Source organism: Streptomyces sp. L2, assembly GCF_004124325.1.
Classification (GTDB): domain Bacteria; phylum Actinomycetota; class Actinomycetes; order Streptomycetales; family Streptomycetaceae; genus Streptomyces.
In genome coordinates this window covers 7,123,389-7,139,378 of record NZ_QBDT01000001.1, presented here as the reverse complement: position 1 = coordinate 7,139,378, position 15,990 = coordinate 7,123,389, and the positions used below count along the sequence as shown (strand labels likewise).

The 15,990-nt window shown below is 73.2% G+C and carries 13 protein-coding genes; 9 read left to right on the top strand and 4 right to left on the bottom strand.

The genetic code is table 11. From position 1 onward, the window contains the following. Positions 1–315: 315 nt before the first annotated feature. The 7 genes from DBP14_RS31980 (at position 316) to DBP14_RS31950 (ending at position 8,628) form a co-directional block, all read left to right on the top strand. Positions 316–1,551 carry an aromatic ring-hydroxylating dioxygenase subunit alpha gene (locus tag DBP14_RS31980; RefSeq protein WP_129311082.1) on the top strand — a complete coding sequence of 412 codons (1,236 nt, stop codon included), beginning with the start codon at positions 316–318 and terminating at the stop codon, positions 1,549–1,551. 293 nt (positions 1,552–1,844) lie between these two features. Then, positions 1,845–2,969 carry a spermidine/putrescine ABC transporter substrate-binding protein gene (locus DBP14_RS31975; protein WP_129311080.1) on the top strand — a complete coding sequence of 375 codons (1,125 nt, stop codon included), beginning with the start codon at positions 1,845–1,847 and terminating at the stop codon, positions 2,967–2,969. A 3-nt stretch (positions 2,970–2,972) separates the two neighbouring features. Then, positions 2,973–3,872: an ABC transporter permease gene (locus tag DBP14_RS31970; protein WP_129311078.1), complete on the top strand. Its 900-nt coding sequence runs from the start codon at positions 2,973–2,975 to the stop codon at positions 3,870–3,872. Then, positions 3,869–4,756, top strand: coding sequence for an ABC transporter permease (locus tag DBP14_RS31965; protein ID WP_129311076.1), 888 nt, complete (start codon positions 3,869–3,871; stop codon positions 4,754–4,756). The genes DBP14_RS31970 and DBP14_RS31965 overlap by 4 nt, the downstream gene beginning before the upstream one ends. A 5-nt stretch (positions 4,757–4,761) precedes the next feature. Then, a complete protein-coding gene (locus DBP14_RS31960) occupies positions 4,762–5,832 on the top strand; it encodes an ABC transporter ATP-binding protein (RefSeq protein ID WP_129311074.1) in 1,071 nt (356 codons plus the stop codon). 26 nt (positions 5,833–5,858) lie between these two features. Next, complete coding sequence (locus tag DBP14_RS31955; protein WP_129311072.1) at positions 5,859–7,178, top strand: NAD(P)/FAD-dependent oxidoreductase; 1,320 nt, start codon at positions 5,859–5,861, stop codon at positions 7,176–7,178. After that, positions 7,171–8,628 (top strand): aminobutyraldehyde dehydrogenase, encoded by a 1,458-nt coding sequence (locus tag DBP14_RS31950; RefSeq protein WP_241741088.1) that lies wholly within the window; start codon positions 7,171–7,173, stop codon positions 8,626–8,628. The genes DBP14_RS31955 and DBP14_RS31950 overlap by 8 nt, the downstream gene beginning before the upstream one ends. Before the next feature lie 87 nt (positions 8,629–8,715). Here DBP14_RS31950 and DBP14_RS31945 read toward each other — a convergent pair whose 3' ends face one another. Continuing rightward, entirely contained in the window at positions 8,716–10,383 is a 1,668-nt protein-coding gene (locus DBP14_RS31945; protein WP_129311067.1) for a sigma-70 family RNA polymerase sigma factor, read from the bottom strand. 288 nt (positions 10,384–10,671) lie between these two features. Here DBP14_RS31945 and DBP14_RS31940 point away from each other — a divergent pair, with 288 nt between their 5' ends. Then, positions 10,672–11,472 (top strand): DeoR/GlpR family DNA-binding transcription regulator, encoded by an 801-nt coding sequence (locus DBP14_RS31940; RefSeq protein WP_129311065.1) that lies wholly within the window; start codon positions 10,672–10,674, stop codon positions 11,470–11,472. A 102-nt stretch (positions 11,473–11,574) separates the two neighbouring features. On the opposite strand, the gene DBP14_RS31935 is transcribed toward DBP14_RS31940, so the two are convergent. After that, positions 11,575–12,060: an NUDIX domain-containing protein gene (locus tag DBP14_RS31935; protein ID WP_129311063.1), complete on the bottom strand. Its 486-nt coding sequence runs from the start codon at positions 12,058–12,060 to the stop codon at positions 11,575–11,577. Between the two features lie 81 nt (positions 12,061–12,141). Then, positions 12,142–13,752: an apolipoprotein N-acyltransferase gene (gene lnt / locus DBP14_RS31930; protein ID WP_129311061.1), complete on the bottom strand. Its 1,611-nt coding sequence runs from the start codon at positions 13,750–13,752 to the stop codon at positions 12,142–12,144. A gap of 352 nt (positions 13,753–14,104) precedes the next feature. Here lnt and DBP14_RS31925 point away from each other — a divergent pair, with 352 nt between their 5' ends. Further along, complete coding sequence (locus DBP14_RS31925) at positions 14,105–15,076, top strand: O-antigen ligase family protein (RefSeq protein WP_129311059.1); 972 nt, start codon at positions 14,105–14,107, stop codon at positions 15,074–15,076. Between the two features lie 312 nt (positions 15,077–15,388). On the opposite strand, the gene DBP14_RS31920 is transcribed toward DBP14_RS31925, so the two are convergent. Then, complete coding sequence (locus DBP14_RS31920; RefSeq protein ID WP_129311057.1) at positions 15,389–15,934, bottom strand: hypothetical protein; 546 nt, start codon at positions 15,932–15,934, stop codon at positions 15,389–15,391. Positions 15,935–15,990 lie beyond the last annotated feature (56 nt).

Sequence of the window (15,990 nt, the reverse complement as noted above, 5' to 3'; positions counted from 1 at the left end):
GGGCCGTGGGGCCGACGCTTGGGACGTCGTGCGATGTGCGGGCGTCCGGATGCGGGCGCCCGGGCCGCCGTAGGTCCGGACTTGGAGGACCGGGCGGGCTGAACGGAAGGGGCCGGTCGTCGCCGACCCGCCCCACGAGACTAACTAACTAATTAGTCAGCCCACAAGCCTTGACTTGCCGGACCCTCGGGCCCACTCTGACTAACCAATTAGTCAGCCCGCTTCCGGAGCCGGCAGGTCCGCCGTGCTACCTGCCGCTTCCCCGGGCTCGCCTCACCGCCCATCGCCGCGTCACGCGGCGCGGAGGAGGATCCCATGCACTCGCCGACCACCCGGGCAGCCGCCGCGACCCCGGCCACGCCGGAACCGCCCCCCGAACATCCGGGGGAAGCCCTGCCCGCCCGCTACTACACCGATCCGGCCATCGCCGAGGCCGAGACCGAGCGCGTCTTCGCCACCTCCTGGCAGCTGGTCTGCCACGAGTCCGACCTGCCCGGCCCGGGCGCCCGCCTCACCGCCACCGCCGCGGGACGCGAGGTGCTGGTCGTACGCACCGAGGACGGCGGCCTCGCCGCGCATCTCAACGTCTGCCGGCACCGGGGCACCCGCCTCGTCACCGAACCGGAACCCTCGGGCAAGGCGATCCGCTGCCCCTACCACGGCTGGACCTACAAGCTGGACGGCCGGCTGGTCGGAGCCCCCGAGGCCCGCCGGATCCCCTGCCTGGACAAGCCCCGCCTGGGACTGCACCCGGTCAACGTGGAGTCGTTCCTCGGCTTCGTCTTCGTCAACCTCGACCTCGACGCGGTCCCGCTCGCCGAGAGCTGCGCCGGACTCGCGGAGGCCGTCGGCCGCTACGCCGGGCCGGATCTGGTCCCCGTCGGCAAGCACCGCATCCACGACCCGGCCGCCGGCGAGCAGCAGAACGCCAACTGGAAGGTGATCGTCGACAACTACCTGGAGGGCTACCACGTCCCCGTCGCCCACCCCGCGCTGATGCGGCTGCTGGACTACCAGGCGTACACGGTGGACATCCAGGAGAACTACGTACTGTTCGAGTCGCCGCTGCGCGACAACCCCTCCTCCAACTGGACCGAGCGGCTCTACCAGCGGCTCGCCACGCCGATGCCGGGGCTGACCGAGGCCGACCGGCGGGTATGGCGGTACGCCGTGATCTACCCCAACACGCTCATCGACTTCTACCCTGACCACGTGCTCGCGTGGACCGCCCTGCCCACCGCCCAGGACCGGGCGGCGATTCCCGGTGCCTTCTACACCCGGCACGGCGAGAGCGTCCGCACCCGGCTGGCGCGGCGCCTGAACATCCACATCGGCTGGGTCACCAACGACGAGGACGCCGAGCTGGTCGAGCGCGTGCAGGCCGGTCTGACCACCCCCGGGTTCGAGCCGGGCCCGCTGTCCCGGCGCGAGGCCGCCGTCGGCTGGTTCGCCCGCCGGATCCGGGCCGACCTGGAGGGGGCCGGCCTCAAGGGGGCCGGGCTGGACAGGGCCGACCTCGACCGGGACCGCCTGGGCGGGGACCGCCGGTGACGCCGCACCGCCCGGCGGCCCGGCCCTATCCGCGCGTCACGTCCCGACGGCACCCGCGCATCGCGTCCCGGCCGCAGCGGCACGTCGCGTGCGGGCCGTACCGGCACGTCGCGTCCCGGCCCCACCCGCGCGTCGCGTCCCTCCGGCGCCCCCCGTCGGGCTTATCCCTCCCGCGCTGACGCACGCCCCGCGCCTCCCCAGACCGGTCTCCACCACGCAGTCAGGGCCTGTGGTGATCCGACCAGCCGGTACCGCCCTGGAGTTGTGCCGTTCCTCGACGAAAGAGGACGTTCATGTCCCCCGAGGTACCTCCACCGACCCGACGCGCGCTGCTGCGGGCAGGCGCCTGCGGCCTGCTCGGCGCCGCGGCCGGCGGCTGCGGTTTCATGCCCGCGAAGACCGCCGACGCCAAGGACCTCGCCCCGGTCCGGCCCCGCGTCGACGGCGATCTCGTCTATTTCAACTGGGCCGACTACGTCGACCCGTCCGTCTTCAAGGGCTTCGAGAAGGAGTACGGCGTCAAGGTCGTCCAGTCGAACTTCGACTCGATGGAAGGAATGGTCGCCAAACTCAACGCGGGCAACCGCTACGACATCATCTTCCCCACCGCCAAATGGGCCCAGCGCCTGGCCCGCGGCGGCCGGCTCCGCCGTATCGACCACTCCGCGCTCACCAACGCCCACGCGATCTTCGGCACGTACACCTACTTCGCCGACCCCTGGTACGACCCCGGATCCGCCCACACCGTGCCCTTCACCATGTACAAGACCGGCATCGGCTGGCGCCGCGACCGGATCGGCGACCTGGGCGGCTCCTGGCGGGACCTGTGGAACGACTCCGTCCGGGGCAAGGTGTTCCTGCTCGACGACCGGGACGAGGTGCTCGGCATGGGCGCCCTCGAACTCGGCCTGGACGTCAGCACCGGCGACACCCACGACCTCGACCGCATCACCGGCCTGCTGGCCACCCTGCGCCCGAGGCTGCGCGGCTTCTCCAGCGACAGCTACAACAACCTGCTCAACGGCAACGCGCTGATGACCCAGGCCTGGAGCGGCGACATGGCCGCCATGCTCAACCAGGCCAAGGATCCCTCGGTCTTCGGCTTCGAGGCGCCCGGGGAAGGCACCCCGATCAACTCGGACTGCTACGCCATCCCGTGGAACGCCGCCCACCCCGGCACGGCGATGCTCTTCCTCGACTACATGCTCCGGCCGGAGAACGTGAAGAAGAACATCGAGTACATCGGCTACCCGATGCCCGTCGCCGGCACCGAGAAGACCTACGCCGACCTGGTCAAGCCGTTCCCGCAGTGCCTGGTGAGCGCCGACGACCTCAAGGCGGACCTGTACTTCCGCAACGGCGGCCGGGCGGCGGAGGACGCCCGCGACACCGCCTGGACCCATGTGAAGGCGGGCTGACCCATGGCACTGCTCCCCCGCTCCGCCCGCCCCCGCCGGCGCGGCCGCGACACCACCGGCGCCCGGCTGTGGACCTGGCTGATGCTGCCCGGCACCCTGTGGATGACCGCGTTCCTGATCGCCTCGCTGCTGCTGGTCGCCGTCCTCGCCGTCGGCACCACCGACGCGCTCGGCAACCCACGCTTCGGCTTCGACCTCGGCAGCGTCCGCGCCCTCGCCGACCCCGCCTACACCGAGGTGCTGGCCCGCTCCCTCGGCTACGCCGTGCTGACCTGCGTCATCTGCCTGCTGATCGCCTACCCGGTGGCGTACACCATCGCGCTGCACGGCGGACGCTACAAACACGCGCTGATCGCCGCGATCGTGGTGCCGTTCTTCGCCAACTACCTGGTCCGCATGTACGGCTGGTCGGTGGTCCTCTCCGACGACGGGCCGCTGCTGCGCGCCCTGCGCGCGGTGGGGCTGGCCGACGACCACACGAAGATCCTCAACACCGGCGTCGGCGTGGTCGCCGGCCTGGTCTACGGCTTCGTCGTCTTCATGATCATCCCGTTGTACGCGGCCCTGGAACGCCTCGACGTCTCCCTCATCGAGGCGGGCCGCGACCTCTACGGCGGCCCCGTCCGCACCTTCTTCTTCGTCACCCTGCCCGCCACCCGGCAGGGCGCGGCGGCCGGGCTCGTCCTGGTCTTCCTGCCCGCCATGGGCGACTTCGTCAGCGCACAGCTCATGGGAGGCCCGGACCAGATCATGATCGGCAACCTCATCCAGGACAAATTCTTCCAGGGCCAGAACTGGCCGCTGGGCTCCGCGCTCACCATGCTGCTGATGCTCGTCCTGCTGGTCGGGATGTTCGGCTACCTGCGGCGCACCCGCAAGGACGAGGCGGAGGCGACCCGATGACCCTGCTCCGCCCCACCTCCGCAGCCGCCCCCGCCCGTCCGGCCGTCCGCGGCCGCTCCCGGTCCCGGCGGGGCCGCGCCGAGCGCAGGCCGCGTCTGCTGATCGCCGTCACAGCGCTGTTCTTCGCGCTGCTCTACCTGCCGATCGCCGTGGTGACGCTGTTCTCCTTCAACTCCAAGAAGTCCCTGACCGTGTTCGGCGGGTTCAGCCTGCGCTGGTACCGGGCGTTCGTCCACGACGACGTGCTCCTGTCGTCCCTCGGCACGAGCCTGCGCATCTCCCTGGTGGCGATGGCCGGTTCGGTCCTCCTCGGGGTGGCGCTCGCCCTCGGGCTGGTGCGCTCGCGCACCCGGCTCGGCTCCCTGGCCGGCCTGGTCATGCTCGTGCCGCTGATCACCCCGGAGATCGTCACCGGGGTCGCCTCGATGCTGCTGTTCAAGGGCCTCGGCATCACGCTGTCCACCGGCACGGTGATGCTCGCGGAGATCACCTTCTCCATCTCCTACGTCACCGTGATCCTGCGCTCCCGGGTCGCCGCGCTCAATCCCGAGGTGGAGGAGGCCGCGATGGACCTCGGCGCCACCCGGTGGCAGGCGGTCCGCCTGGTCACGCTGCCGGCGCTGCTGCCCGCCGTGCTGGCCAGCGCCGTACTGATCTTCGCGCTCGTCTTCGACGACTTCGTCCTCGCCTACTTCACCACCGGCGTCGACCCCCAGCCGCTCTCGGTCCGGATCTACTCGGCGATCCGCTTCGGGGTGCAGCCCACGATCAACGCCGTCGGCACGCTGATGCTCGCCGGATCCATCGGCCTGATCGCCCTCGCCCTGTTCATCCCGCGCCTCTTCGGCCGCCGCGGCGGCCTCGACATCCTCTCCGGGGAGTGACATCCATGGACGCGACCCCCGCCGTCCGCCTCGACGGCGTCTCCAAGCGGTTCGGCGACTCCTACGCCGTGCGCGACCTCGACCTCGACATCGAGGCCGGCCACTTCTACTCCCTGCTGGGCCCCTCGGGGTGCGGCAAGACCACCTCGCTGCGCATGATCGGCGGGTTCAGCGACCCCACCGAGGGCTCGGTGCTGCTCGCCGGCGAGGACGTGACCGCGCTGCCGCCCAACCGGCGCAACGTCAACACCGTGTTCCAGAGCTACGCCCTGTTCGACCACCTCAGCGTCGCCGACAACGTCGCCTTCGGCCTGAAGCGCCACGGTGTCGCCAAGGCGGAGATCCGGCAGCGCGTCGGCGAGATGCTGGAGCTGGTGCAGCTCGACGGTCTGGCCGGCCGCAAGCCCCGTACCCTCTCCGGCGGCCAGCGCCAGCGCGTCGCCCTGGCCCGCGCGCTGGTCAACCGGCCCGCCGTGCTGCTCCTCGACGAGCCGCTGGCCGCGCTCGACCTGAAGCTGCGCCGGCAGATGCAGGTGGAGCTGAAGCAGATCCAGCGCGAGGTCGGCATCACCTTCGTGTTCGTCACCCACGACCAGGACGAGGCGCTGACCATGTCCGACCGGATCGCCGTGATGAACGACGGCCGCATCGAGCAGTGCGGCACCCCCGAGGACGTCTACGAGCACCCCGCCACCCGCTTCGTGGCCTCCTTCATGGGCACCTCCAACCTGATGACCGGCACCTACCGGGGCGGCGAGGTCGCCCTGGAGCAAGGTCCGGCGCTGCCGGTCGGCGCCCGCGCCGGCATCACGGACGGCGCCCCGGTGAGCGTGTCCGTGCGCCCGGAGAAGATCTGGCTGTCCGACTTCGAGCCGGGCATGTCGGTGCTGTCCGGGGTGCTCCGCGAGACCGTCTACAGCGGCCCCACCACCACCTACCTCATCGAACTCGCCCCCGGCGTCACGCTGTCGGTGCTGGAGCAGAACACGGCCCGGGCCCGCATGGAGGACCGCTGGAGCGGCGGCGAGACGGTGGAGTTCGGCTGGCGGCCCGAGCACTGCCTGGTCCTGGCCTGACCCCGCCCCCGAAGAAAGCGAAGCTGATGCATCACGACGTGATCGTGCTCGGCGCCGGACTCGCCGGGCTCGCCGCCGCCCGGGACCTGGCCGCCGCCGGCACCGACGTACTGGTCCTGGAGGCCCGGGACCGGGTCGGCGGCCGGGTCGAGCAGACCCGCACGCCCGACGGCCGCACCGTCCAACTGGGCGGCGAGGTGGTCGGCCACGGCCACACCGCCTATCTGCGGCTCGCGAAGGAGCTGGGGCTCGACCTGGTCCCCAGCTATGTCGACGAGCCGGGGCGGATCACCCGGCTGACCCCCGAGGGGCGGTCGGCCGGTGAGCCCCCGCACTGGTTCGGTCCCGGGGACGCCGGCCGACACGAGCGGCTCGGCGCCGAGTTCAGCGCGCTGGCCGCCACCGTCGACCCCGACGACCCCTGGTCCCACCCCGACGCGGAAGCCCTGGACCGGCTGTCCGTGGCCGGCTGGCTGCGCTCCCGGCACGCCTCACCCGCCGTGGTCCGGCTGTGGGACATCGGTCAACTGGCCCTGGCGGGAGGGTCGTACGAGCGGATCTCGCTGCTGGCCGCCCTGCGCAAGAGCGCGGCCGTCCCCGCGTCCGGGACGGGCGACTACGACTACGACGACTGGGAGGGACTGCGGCTCGCCGCCGGCTCGGCCACGCTCGCCGAGGTGATGGGCCGGGACCTCGGGCCGCGCGTCCGGCTCGGCTCGCCGGTCGCCGCCCTCGACGTCCGGCCCGGCCACTGCACGGTGCGCCTGGTCACCGGCGAGGTCCTCACCGCGGAAGCCGTGGTGAGCGCCCTGCCCGTGGGACCGCTGCGCTCCGTCCGGATCAGCGGCGTGAGCGACGCCCGGCTCGGCTCCCTGCACCGCCAACGGCAGGCCTGCGCCGCCAAGTTCGCCGCCGTGTACGAGCGGCCGTTCTGGCGCGAGGCCGGCCTCAGCGGACTGTCCGAGTCCGAGGGGGTGCTCGGCAGCACCTGGCCGCAGAACGAGGGCGTCCTGTCCGCCCTGGTCCCGCCCGAGCGCTACGGCGTCCTGCTGGGCACCCCGCCCCAGCTGCGCACCCCGGAACTGCTGGCCGAGGTGGCCGCCATGTTCGGCGACGAGGCACTCCGGCCGGCCGCCTGCCACCTGCGGCTGTGGGGCAGCGACCCGTGGACGCAGGGCTACGTCACCCAGTGGCCGCCGGGCGAGGTCATGGCCGTAGGACCGCTGCACGGCACCCATGAACCGCCGTTCTACGTGTGCGGATCCGACCAGTGGGTCGCCGGGTACATGGAGGGCGCCGTCCGCACCGGCCGCGCCGCCGCCGAGGAGGCGCTGCGCCGTGGCTGACCAGGCATCCCTCACCACCGTCCGGCCGGCACCGCCGACCACCGTCCTCAACCACATCGGGGGCGAGGACGTACCGGCCGCCTCCGGAGCCACCCTGCCCCTGGTCGACCCGGCCACCGGACAGGCGCACGGCACGGCGCCCCTCTCCGGCGCCGAGGACGTCGAAGCCGCGTGCCGGGCGGCGCGGGACGCGTTCCCCGGCTGGGCGGCCACCACCCCCGCGCAGCGGCAGACCGCGCTGCTGCACCTCGCCGACGCGCTGGAGCGGCAGGCGGACACGGTCGCACGGGCCGAGATCACCGACACCGGCAAGCCGCGCGCCCTGTTCCTGGCGGACGAACTGCCCGCGATCGTGGACGTGTTGCGGTACTTCGCTGGGGCGGCCCGGAACCTGCCGGGCGCCGCCGCGGCCGAGTACACACCGGGCCGCACCTCCGTGCTGCGCCGGGAGCCGGTCGGGGTCTGCGCGCAGATCACTCCGTGGAACTACCCGCTGATGATGGCCGTGTGGAAGGTCGCCCCGGCGCTCGCCGCCGGCAACACCGTCGTCCTGAAGCCGTCGGAGACCACGCCGACGTCGGCCGCGCTGCTGGCCCGGCTGGCCGCCGCGCACCTGCCGCCCGGTGTGCTGAACGTGGTGTGCGGCGACCGGGACACCGGGCGCCGGCTGGTCGCCCACCCGGACGTCCGGATGGTCGCCGTCACCGGCAGTGTGCGGGCCGGGCAGGAGATCGCCGCGGCGGCCGCGGCGGACCTCAAGCGGACCCATCTGGAACTGGGCGGCAACGCACCGGTGGTGATCCACGAGGACGCCGATCTCGAGGACGCCGTCGCTCAGTTGGCGCCCCTGGCCTTCTACAACGCGGGCCAGGACTGCACGGCCGCCACCCGCGTCCTCGTCCACCACCGGATCCACGACACGTTCCTGCGGGCCTTCGCCGACCGGGCGGGCGCGCTGCGGCCGGGCGGCCCCGGCGACCCGGACACCGACTTCGGGCCGCTCGCGAGCGCGGCCCACCTCGCCTCGGTGCGGGGCGTGCTGGAGCGCCTGCCGGGCCACGCCGAGGTGGTCGCCGGCGGCACGGCCGTGGACCGCCCCGGCTTCTTCCACCGGGCCACGGTGGTCGCCGGGGTCCGGCAGGAGGACGAGGTCGTCCGCGGGGAGGTGTTCGGCCCGGTCGTCACCGTGCAGCCGTTCCGCGAGGAGGCCGAGGCCCTCCGTCTGGCGAACGCCGTCCCGCAGGGCCTCGCGGCGAGTGTGTGGACCCGTGACCACGACCGGGCGATGCGGGCGAGCCGCGCCCTGGCGACGGGCATCGTCTGGGTCAACACGCACGGCACGACGGTCTCGGAGATGCCGCACGGCGGGGTACGGCACTCCGGCTACGGCAGCGACCTCTCGCTCACCGGGCTGCTGGACTACACACAGGTCAAGCACGTCATGCTGTGAGCCCGTCCGCGGCCCGGCAGGCACGTCATGTGGTGAGCCGGCCGCGGACAGGCCAAGCACGTCCTGCTGTGCCGGGCCCGCGGCCGGTCAGAGTTTGGCGCCGAAGTCCTGGGTCCACCACGGGCCGCCCGAGCCCCGGTGCACACCGACGCCGATGTCCTTGAAGGAGCAGTTGAGGATGTTGGCGCGGTGGCCGGGGCTGTTCATCCAGGCGTCCATCACCGCCTGCGGGGTCTGCTGGCCCATGGCGATGTTCTCGCCGTACGTGGACCAGCGGTACCCGGCGGCGGTGATGCGCTGCCCGGGGTCGGCGCCGTCCGGGTTGGTGTGGTCGAAGAAGTTGCGGGCGGCCATGTCGTCGGAGTGGCCCTGTGCCGCCTTCTCCAGCTGCGCGTTCTCCGTGACCGGCCCGCAGCCGGCGGTCGCGCGCTCCTTGTTCACCAGGGCCACGACCTGCGACACGGTGTCGGAGGGGGCCGACTGGGCCGGCGGCGCGGCGACCGGTGTCCGGGTCCGCCGCGGGGTCGGGGTAGGAGTGGCGGTGTGCTTCTTCCTGGCCGTGCGGGGGCTCTTGGACGGTGTCGGCTTCTTGGACTTCGACGCGGACGGCGACGGAGAGGCGGAGGCCGAGGCCGACGCCGAGGGTGAGATCGCGTCGGCGCTGGGTGCCGAGAGGTCGACGACGGGGTCACCCGCGGTGCGGTCCGCGGCATCGTGCCCGGTCCCGGAGTACGTGCCGGCGTACCAGAGGCCGCCGCCCGCCAGGCAGGCCGCCACGAAGGCGGCGCCCGCGACGCGGCGGCGGTTGCGCCGCCGTCGGCGGGCCTCGCCACGGGCGCCGGCCCGGCCGCCCCCGCCCGCGCGATGCCCGGCGCCCGGACCGGCGTCAGCTCCCAGTGCGGTGTGCTCGGCGGTCGCGTCGAACGGGGACGTGGAGCCGGCCAGGGTCATCCCGCCGCCCGCGGCGGCGGATCGTATCTTCGCGAGCAGCACGGCCGACACCGGGACCAGCGCCAGGCCGGCCAGCAGCCCCTCCGCGGGCATCAGCCCGCTCCACAGCCCGGAGCAGCGCACGCAGCCGCGGGCGTGCCGGGCTATTCGCTTGCGCCACAGCGCGGAGGGCCGGCCGTCCCAGGCGGCGAGCACACCCCGCAGTTCCCCGCACGGCGGCTGTGCGTCGAGCGCCCGCACCACCACCCGGGCCGCCTCCAGCTGCGCCTTCATCCGCTGCACCCGGACCGCCGTGTGCTCCGGGGTCAGTTCCAGGGCCGTGGCGACCTCGGCCCGGGTCAGCTCACCGGCGCACTCCAGCCACCACACGGACAGCAGCCCCCGGTCGTCGGGCTCCAGCCAGCGGGTCGCCCGCGCGGTCTCCTGGCGCTGGCCGGTGAGCTGCAGCCGCACCATGGTCAGGTCCACGAAGTCGGCGCCCGGGTCCACGACGTCCCCGGCGTCCTCCACGGCGCCCGGGGTGACCTGCCGGCCCTGCCAGTGGGCCCGGACCTGGTTCATGGCGATGGCCACCAGCCAGGAGCGGAAACTCTCGGGAGTACGCAGCCCGCCCAGCGCGTCCAGGGCGCGCAGCATCGTCTCCTGGACGACGTCGTCGACATCGACCGAGCCGTCCAGAGCCCGCCCCACGATGTTGTAGACCAGCGGAAGGTACGCGCTGACCAGGGCGTCCTGGGCCGCCGGGTCTCCCGACCGGGCCGCGCTCACCAGTGCCGCCGACGCCACCGGGTGCTGTGTACTCATCAAAAGCTTCCCTGTCCTCGATGCCGAACGATGCTGTCCGATATCTGGGAGACCGCTCGGTGAGCCCGGCATAACAGTTCTTCCGGAACTCGTTCACGAGAGGTTCACCGCACCCGCCGGGGACCGCAATGGGAGAGGTCACATCCGGGGAACCTGATGCGGCGAACGGAGCAAGGGGTCGCGGGGCGGAGCAAGGGCGTCGCGGGCGGAGCAAGGGGGTCCCCGCGCACCGTACGCGCTTACTACTGAGCGGTACACTCTGTGCTCACGCGGAAGGGAGCCCGGGGGATGTCCAAACATGAGCGGTGGAACGCGCTTCTCGAACTCCTCGCCGCGAACGGCAGGCTGGACGTCGAGGAGGCCGCGTCGACGGTGGGCGTCTCCGCCGCGACCATCCGCCGCGACCTCGACGAACTCGCCGAACAGCAGATGCTCGTCCGGACCCGGGGCGGGGCCGTCGCGCACGGCGTCTCCTTCGAGCTGCCGCTGCGCTACAAGTCCTCCCGGAACGCCTCCGAGAAGCAGCGGATCGCCGCCGCGGTCGCCGATCTGATCGACGAGGGAGCCGTGGTCGGGCTCAACGGCGGGACGACGACCACCGAGGTCGGGCGGGCCCTGGCGCTGCGCGTGGCCGGCGGCCGGCAGCCGGACCGCCCCTCGGGCGACGCGCCCCGGCTGACCGTGGTCACCAACGCGCTCAACATCGCCAGCGAGCTGACGGTGCGGCAGCAGATCAAGATCGTGCTGACCGGGGGCGTGGCCCGTCCGCAGACGTACGAGCTGGTCGGGCCGCTGACCGCCGGGGTGCTCCACCAGATCGCGCTGGACGTGGCCGTGCTCGGAGTCGACGGGATCGATCCCCGGCTGGGTGTCATGACGCACCAGGAGGACGAGGCGAGCATCAGCCGGCTGTTCGCCGAGCGTGCCCAGCGGGTGGTGGTCGCGGCCGACTCCTCGAAGATCGGCAGGCGGGCCTTCGCCCGGATCTGCGACCTCTCCGCCCTCGATGTGCTGGTGACGGACAAGGGGATTCCCTCCGACACGGTCGACCGTCTCACGGAGGCCGGCGTCAAGGTGATCACCGTCTGACGGGAGCTACGGGAGCGACGTGCGGCCCGTCGGCGCTCGGGCGCGGACAGGCCGCAGGACGTGGGTGCGGCCTTCTCAGGCGGCGGGGGCGGTCCGGCCTTGTCAGGCGGGGGTGGCCGGGTCGAACCAGGTGGGGGCCTCGGCCGGGGACAGGGCCTGCTTGATCCGGAAGCGGCCGAACTCGTTCAGGTCGGGCAGCGCGTCGACGGCGAACCAGCCGACCTCCAGCGACTCGTCGTCGTTGACCCGGGCCTCGCCGCCGACGGCCCGGCAGCGCAGGGTGATGTCCATGTACTGGCAGACGTCGCCGTTGGTGTAGGTGACCGGCTTCAGGGCCTGGACGAGAACGACCCGTTCGGCGACGCAGTGCACGGCCGTCTCCTCGAAGACCTCCCGCACGGCGCAGGCCGCCGGCTGCTCCCCCGGCTCCGGGATGCCGCCGATCACCGACCACCTGCGGGTGTCCGTCCGGCGGCCGAGGAGCACTCTTCCGTCGTCGTCGAAGACGATCGCCGTGACCCCGGGAAGCCACAGCAACTGCCGGCCGGCCGTCGACCGCAGTGTGCGGATGAAGTCAGGAGTAGCCATGGACCGACCCTAACGGGCGGGTCCACGGCCTCCGTAGGGGATCAGGGGCGCACGCGCGGCAGCGGACCCGGTGTCGTACGGCTACTTCCCGGCCGTGCGCCGGCCGCGGATCCCCGCGCCGACCGCCCAGCCGAGTCCGCCCGCGGCGATGAGCACGAGGGCCATCTCGGGCAGGATGCCGAGCTGGGTGGCGGGCGTCTTCGAGGTCCGCAGTGGCACGTCCTGCACCAGGTAGGCGGGGACGAACATGCCGGTCTTCTGGGTGATCCTCCCGTCCGGCATGATGACCGCGCTGACGCCGCTGGTCACCGGCACGGTCACGGTGCGGCTGTGTTCGACCGCCCGGACGCGGGACATGGCTAGCTGCTGGTAGGTCATCTCGCTGCGGTCGAAGGTCGCGTTGTTGCTGGGTACGGAGATCATCTGGGCGCCGTGGGTGACGGTGTCCCGGACGGCCCAGTCGAACGCGGCCTCGTAGCAGGTGGCGAGGCCGACCTTGGCGCCGTCGATGTCGAACACGCCGGGCTTGCTGCCCCGGCTGAAGTCCTGGCGGACCATGCTGGTCCAGTTCTTGTTGACGGCGCCGATCAGCGGGCGCAGCGGAAGGTACTCGCCGAAGGGCTGCACCTGCCGCTTGTCGTAGGTCTGGGTCGGGCCCTTGACCGGGTCCCAGAGGATCTGCTCGTTGAGCAGCTTGCCGTCCCTCTCGACTACGGCGCCGACGGAGATGGGCGCGCCGATCGCCTTGGCCGCGTTGTCGATCACGGCGGCCGCGTCGGGATTGGCGAAGGGGTCGATGTCGGAGGAGTTCTCGGGCCACAGCACGAAGTCGGGCCTGGCGACCTTGCCGGCCTTGACGTCGGCGGCGAGCTTGAGCGTCTCGCGCGCGTGGTAGTCGAGCACGGCGCGGCGCTGGGCGTTGAACTCCAGTCCGGAGCGGGGCACGTTGCCCTGGATGACGGCGACCCTGGCGGTGCCGTCCTCGGCCTTGTCGCTCACCAGGGAACGGGCGGCGACGGCTCCCACTACGGGCACGGCGACGCTCAGTACGGCGGCGGCCGCGGCCCCGCGCCGCAGGGCCCGGGTCCGCCGGCCCTCGACGAGCACGCGCCCCGCCTCGTACAGCCCGAACCCGCACAGGACGACAGCGAAGCCGAGCACGGGGGTGCCGCCCACCGCGGCGAGCGGCAGGAACACACCGTCCGCCTGACCGAACGCGATCTTGCCCCAGGGGAAGCCGCGGAACGGTACGCGCGCGCGTACGGCCTCGCCGGCGATCCAGACGGCCGCCGCCCACAGCGGCCAGGCCGGCAGCTTGGACACCGCGGTGACGCCGACCGCGACGAGGGCGATGAACAGCGCCTCGACGGCGACCAGCGCCAGCCAGGGACCGGGGCCGACCTCGACGCCGGTCCACACCAGCAGGGGGAGCAGGAATCCGAGGCCGAAGAGGTAGCCGAGACCGAACGCCGCCTTCCAGGTCCGGCCGCGCAGCACCCAGGCGAAGCCGGCGAAGGCGGGCAGGGCCAGCCACCACAGGTGGCGCGGCGGGAAGCTGACGTAGAGCAGCACGCCGCACAGGGCGGAGGCGGCGGCCGGGGCCAGACGCAGCAGCAGGCGCCGGCCGCGCCCGGCGGGCGAGGGCGGCGGCCCGAGTCGGTCCTGGTCCACGGGAGGGGCGGTGACGGTCACCCCGGGAGTGTACGGCGGGTGACCTTGCCGCCGACAGCGCGGACCGTACGGCGGCCCCCGGCCCGGGATCCGTGCGGGAACCGTCATCTTCCTGCTCAACTCGTCCACAAACCGGTCATCAGCCGCTACGGTGTGGGCCAGCCTCAGCGGTGCGGCCGAGTCCCGGTGTGCACGGCGGGGGCCCGCGACGGGTCGGGGGACCCGGCGGTGGACCGAGCGGTCGTGGCAAACGGACGGGGCAGGCGGTCGGGGGACCGGGTACGAGAGGCGACGGGTGGGGTCGACGGGGATGACGTCCGCGGCCGGTGCGGACGCGGACAGCGCCAGACGAAACGTTTCCGACGGGGCGGGGATGATCCTGCTGGGGATCTGCGCCGCCTGGTCCCTGATCACGGCGGCGGTCCACGACGGGCGGCCCGAGGGCATGCTCCTCGCGGTGCTCGCCGTGGCCGCCGGATACGCGGCGGGCCGGATCTCCGGCGCGCTGCTTCCGGTGGCCGCGCCCTGCGCCGGATCGCTCGCCGGACTCGCCCTCGCCGTCACGGTGCCCGACCTCTCCCCCGGCCCCCGGTTCGCCGCGCCGCTCGGGCACGCCGGTGCCACGGCGGCGCTGCTGGCGCTGGCCACGGGCGCTGCCTGCTGCGCCGCCTGGGCCGCGCGATCGCCCGCGCTGCGGCTGGGCCTGCGCCTGCTCGCCGCCGGGATCGCGCTGTCCGGTGCCGCCCTGGGTTCGGCCGGCGGCTGCGCGGCCGGGGCGGCTGTGCTGTTGTGCTCCCTCGCCGCGGGGTCGATGCGGCACCGGGGCCCCGGGATCGCGGGCCTGGGCCTGGCCTCGGCCCTGGTGGCGGCGGTGACCTGGGCCGTCGCCGGCGGCATCCTGCCCGAGGGGCTCGGCTCGGCCCTCGAAGGACGGCTCACCCCGCAGCGGGTCCAGCTGTGGCAGGACGCCCTCCGGCTGGCCCACCGCAACACCGGCCTCGGCGTCGGTCCGGGCCGCTTCGGCGAGCTGAGCCCCGCCGTGCCCCAGCTCCTCCAGCCCGACGGCAAACCGCACTCGGCCCCGCTCCAGCAGGCGGCGGAACAGGGCGTGCCGGGGGTCCTCCTGCTCGCCGCCGCCTTCGCCTGGATCCTCTACGCCCTGTGGCGCACCCCGCGCTCCACCCCGATCGCCCTCACCGCGGGCGCGGCCCTGACAGCCGTGGCCGCCCTCGCCATGCTGGGCGACGCCCTGAGCTTCACAGCGGTGACCGCGGGCGTGGGCCTCCTGGCAGGCTGGGCAACATCCCGCCCATGGACCGCCCCGGACACCCCGGGATCGCCCTAGCCGCGGGCACGCGCCGCTACACGGATCGCCCTAGCCGCGGGCACGCGCCGCTACACGGATCGCCCAAGCCCGCGGGCACGCGCCGCTACACCCCCTAGCTGCGGGCATGCGTGTCTCCCCCAGAGTCTTAAGTGCCTGGGGGGACCCCAGGGCGGCACGGGTGGGCGGTGGGGGTCCCCCCGGTCGAGCGAAGCCGAGAGTGGGGGAGGCACCCTGGCAGCGCCGGTAAGTGACACCCCGTACCCCAGCTGCGGCCGACCGCACCCTCTCAGCACCGGTGCGGGAACCCCACCCCCGGCCCGCCCGAATCCCTCAGCGCGCCGTCCCCGGTGTGATCGTGCGCAGGCGGGCCCTGATCACCCGCACCGCTGACTCCGCGTTGTCCACGGTGATGGTGAATGTGTGTCCGTCCCACAGGCTCAGCACGATGCCCTCGCCGCGCCGGACGACGACCGCCGTGCCCTTCTCGGGAAGCCACCGGTACCCCCAGCCGCCCCAGTGCCGCGGCGTGACGTGGGCGGTGAAGTCCGCGCCGACCACCTGGGACAGCGGGATGCGGCGGCGCGGCAGCCCGATGTGGCCGCAGCGCACTTCGAGGGACTCCCGGTCGAGCCGGAGGTCGACGTGCACGAAGGCGAGGGTGCCGAACAGGACCAGCAGTCCGGCCGCGATGCAGCCCACCACGGACATCACCAGCGGGGCGACCCCCGAGGTCCACGCCGAGTCGACGGCCAGCTCGACGCCGAGCGCCATGCAGGCCGCGCCGACCAGCGCGAGCAGCCACTGGACCCGGTTGGTGGCGCGTCCGGTCCAGATGTCGGGGTGCGGGGCGTCCTCGGTACGCGAGTGGTCCCTCATGTCTACGAGGTTACTCAGCTTTCACCGCGCGGGAGCCGTTCCGCGGCGTGACTGCT

Bases quoted from the DNA above. Each gene is read 5' to 3' on its own strand.
- DBP14_RS31980 (WP_129311082.1), top strand. From the start codon at position 316: ATGCACTCGCCGACCACCCGGGCAGCCGCCGCGACCCCGGCCACGCCG.
- DBP14_RS31975 (WP_129311080.1), top strand. From the start codon at position 1,845: ATGTCCCCCGAGGTACCTCCACCGACCCGACGCGCGCTGCTGCGGGCA.
- DBP14_RS31970 (WP_129311078.1), top strand. From the start codon at position 2,973: ATGGCACTGCTCCCCCGCTCCGCCCGCCCCCGCCGGCGCGGCCGCGAC.
- DBP14_RS31965 (WP_129311076.1), top strand. From the start codon at position 3,869: ATGACCCTGCTCCGCCCCACCTCCGCAGCCGCCCCCGCCCGTCCGGCC.
- DBP14_RS31960 (WP_129311074.1), top strand. From the start codon at position 4,762: ATGGACGCGACCCCCGCCGTCCGCCTCGACGGCGTCTCCAAGCGGTTC.
- DBP14_RS31955 (WP_129311072.1), top strand. From the start codon at position 5,859: ATGCATCACGACGTGATCGTGCTCGGCGCCGGACTCGCCGGGCTCGCC.
- DBP14_RS31945 (WP_129311067.1), bottom strand. From the start codon at position 10,383: ATGAGTACACAGCACCCGGTGGCGTCGGCGGCACTGGTGAGCGCGGCC.
- DBP14_RS31940 (WP_129311065.1), top strand. From the start codon at position 10,672: ATGTCCAAACATGAGCGGTGGAACGCGCTTCTCGAACTCCTCGCCGCG.
- DBP14_RS31935 (WP_129311063.1), bottom strand. From the start codon at position 12,060: ATGGCTACTCCTGACTTCATCCGCACACTGCGGTCGACGGCCGGCCGG.
- DBP14_RS31925 (WP_129311059.1), top strand. From the start codon at position 14,105: ATGATCCTGCTGGGGATCTGCGCCGCCTGGTCCCTGATCACGGCGGCG.
- DBP14_RS31920 (WP_129311057.1), bottom strand. From the start codon at position 15,934: ATGAGGGACCACTCGCGTACCGAGGACGCCCCGCACCCCGACATCTGG.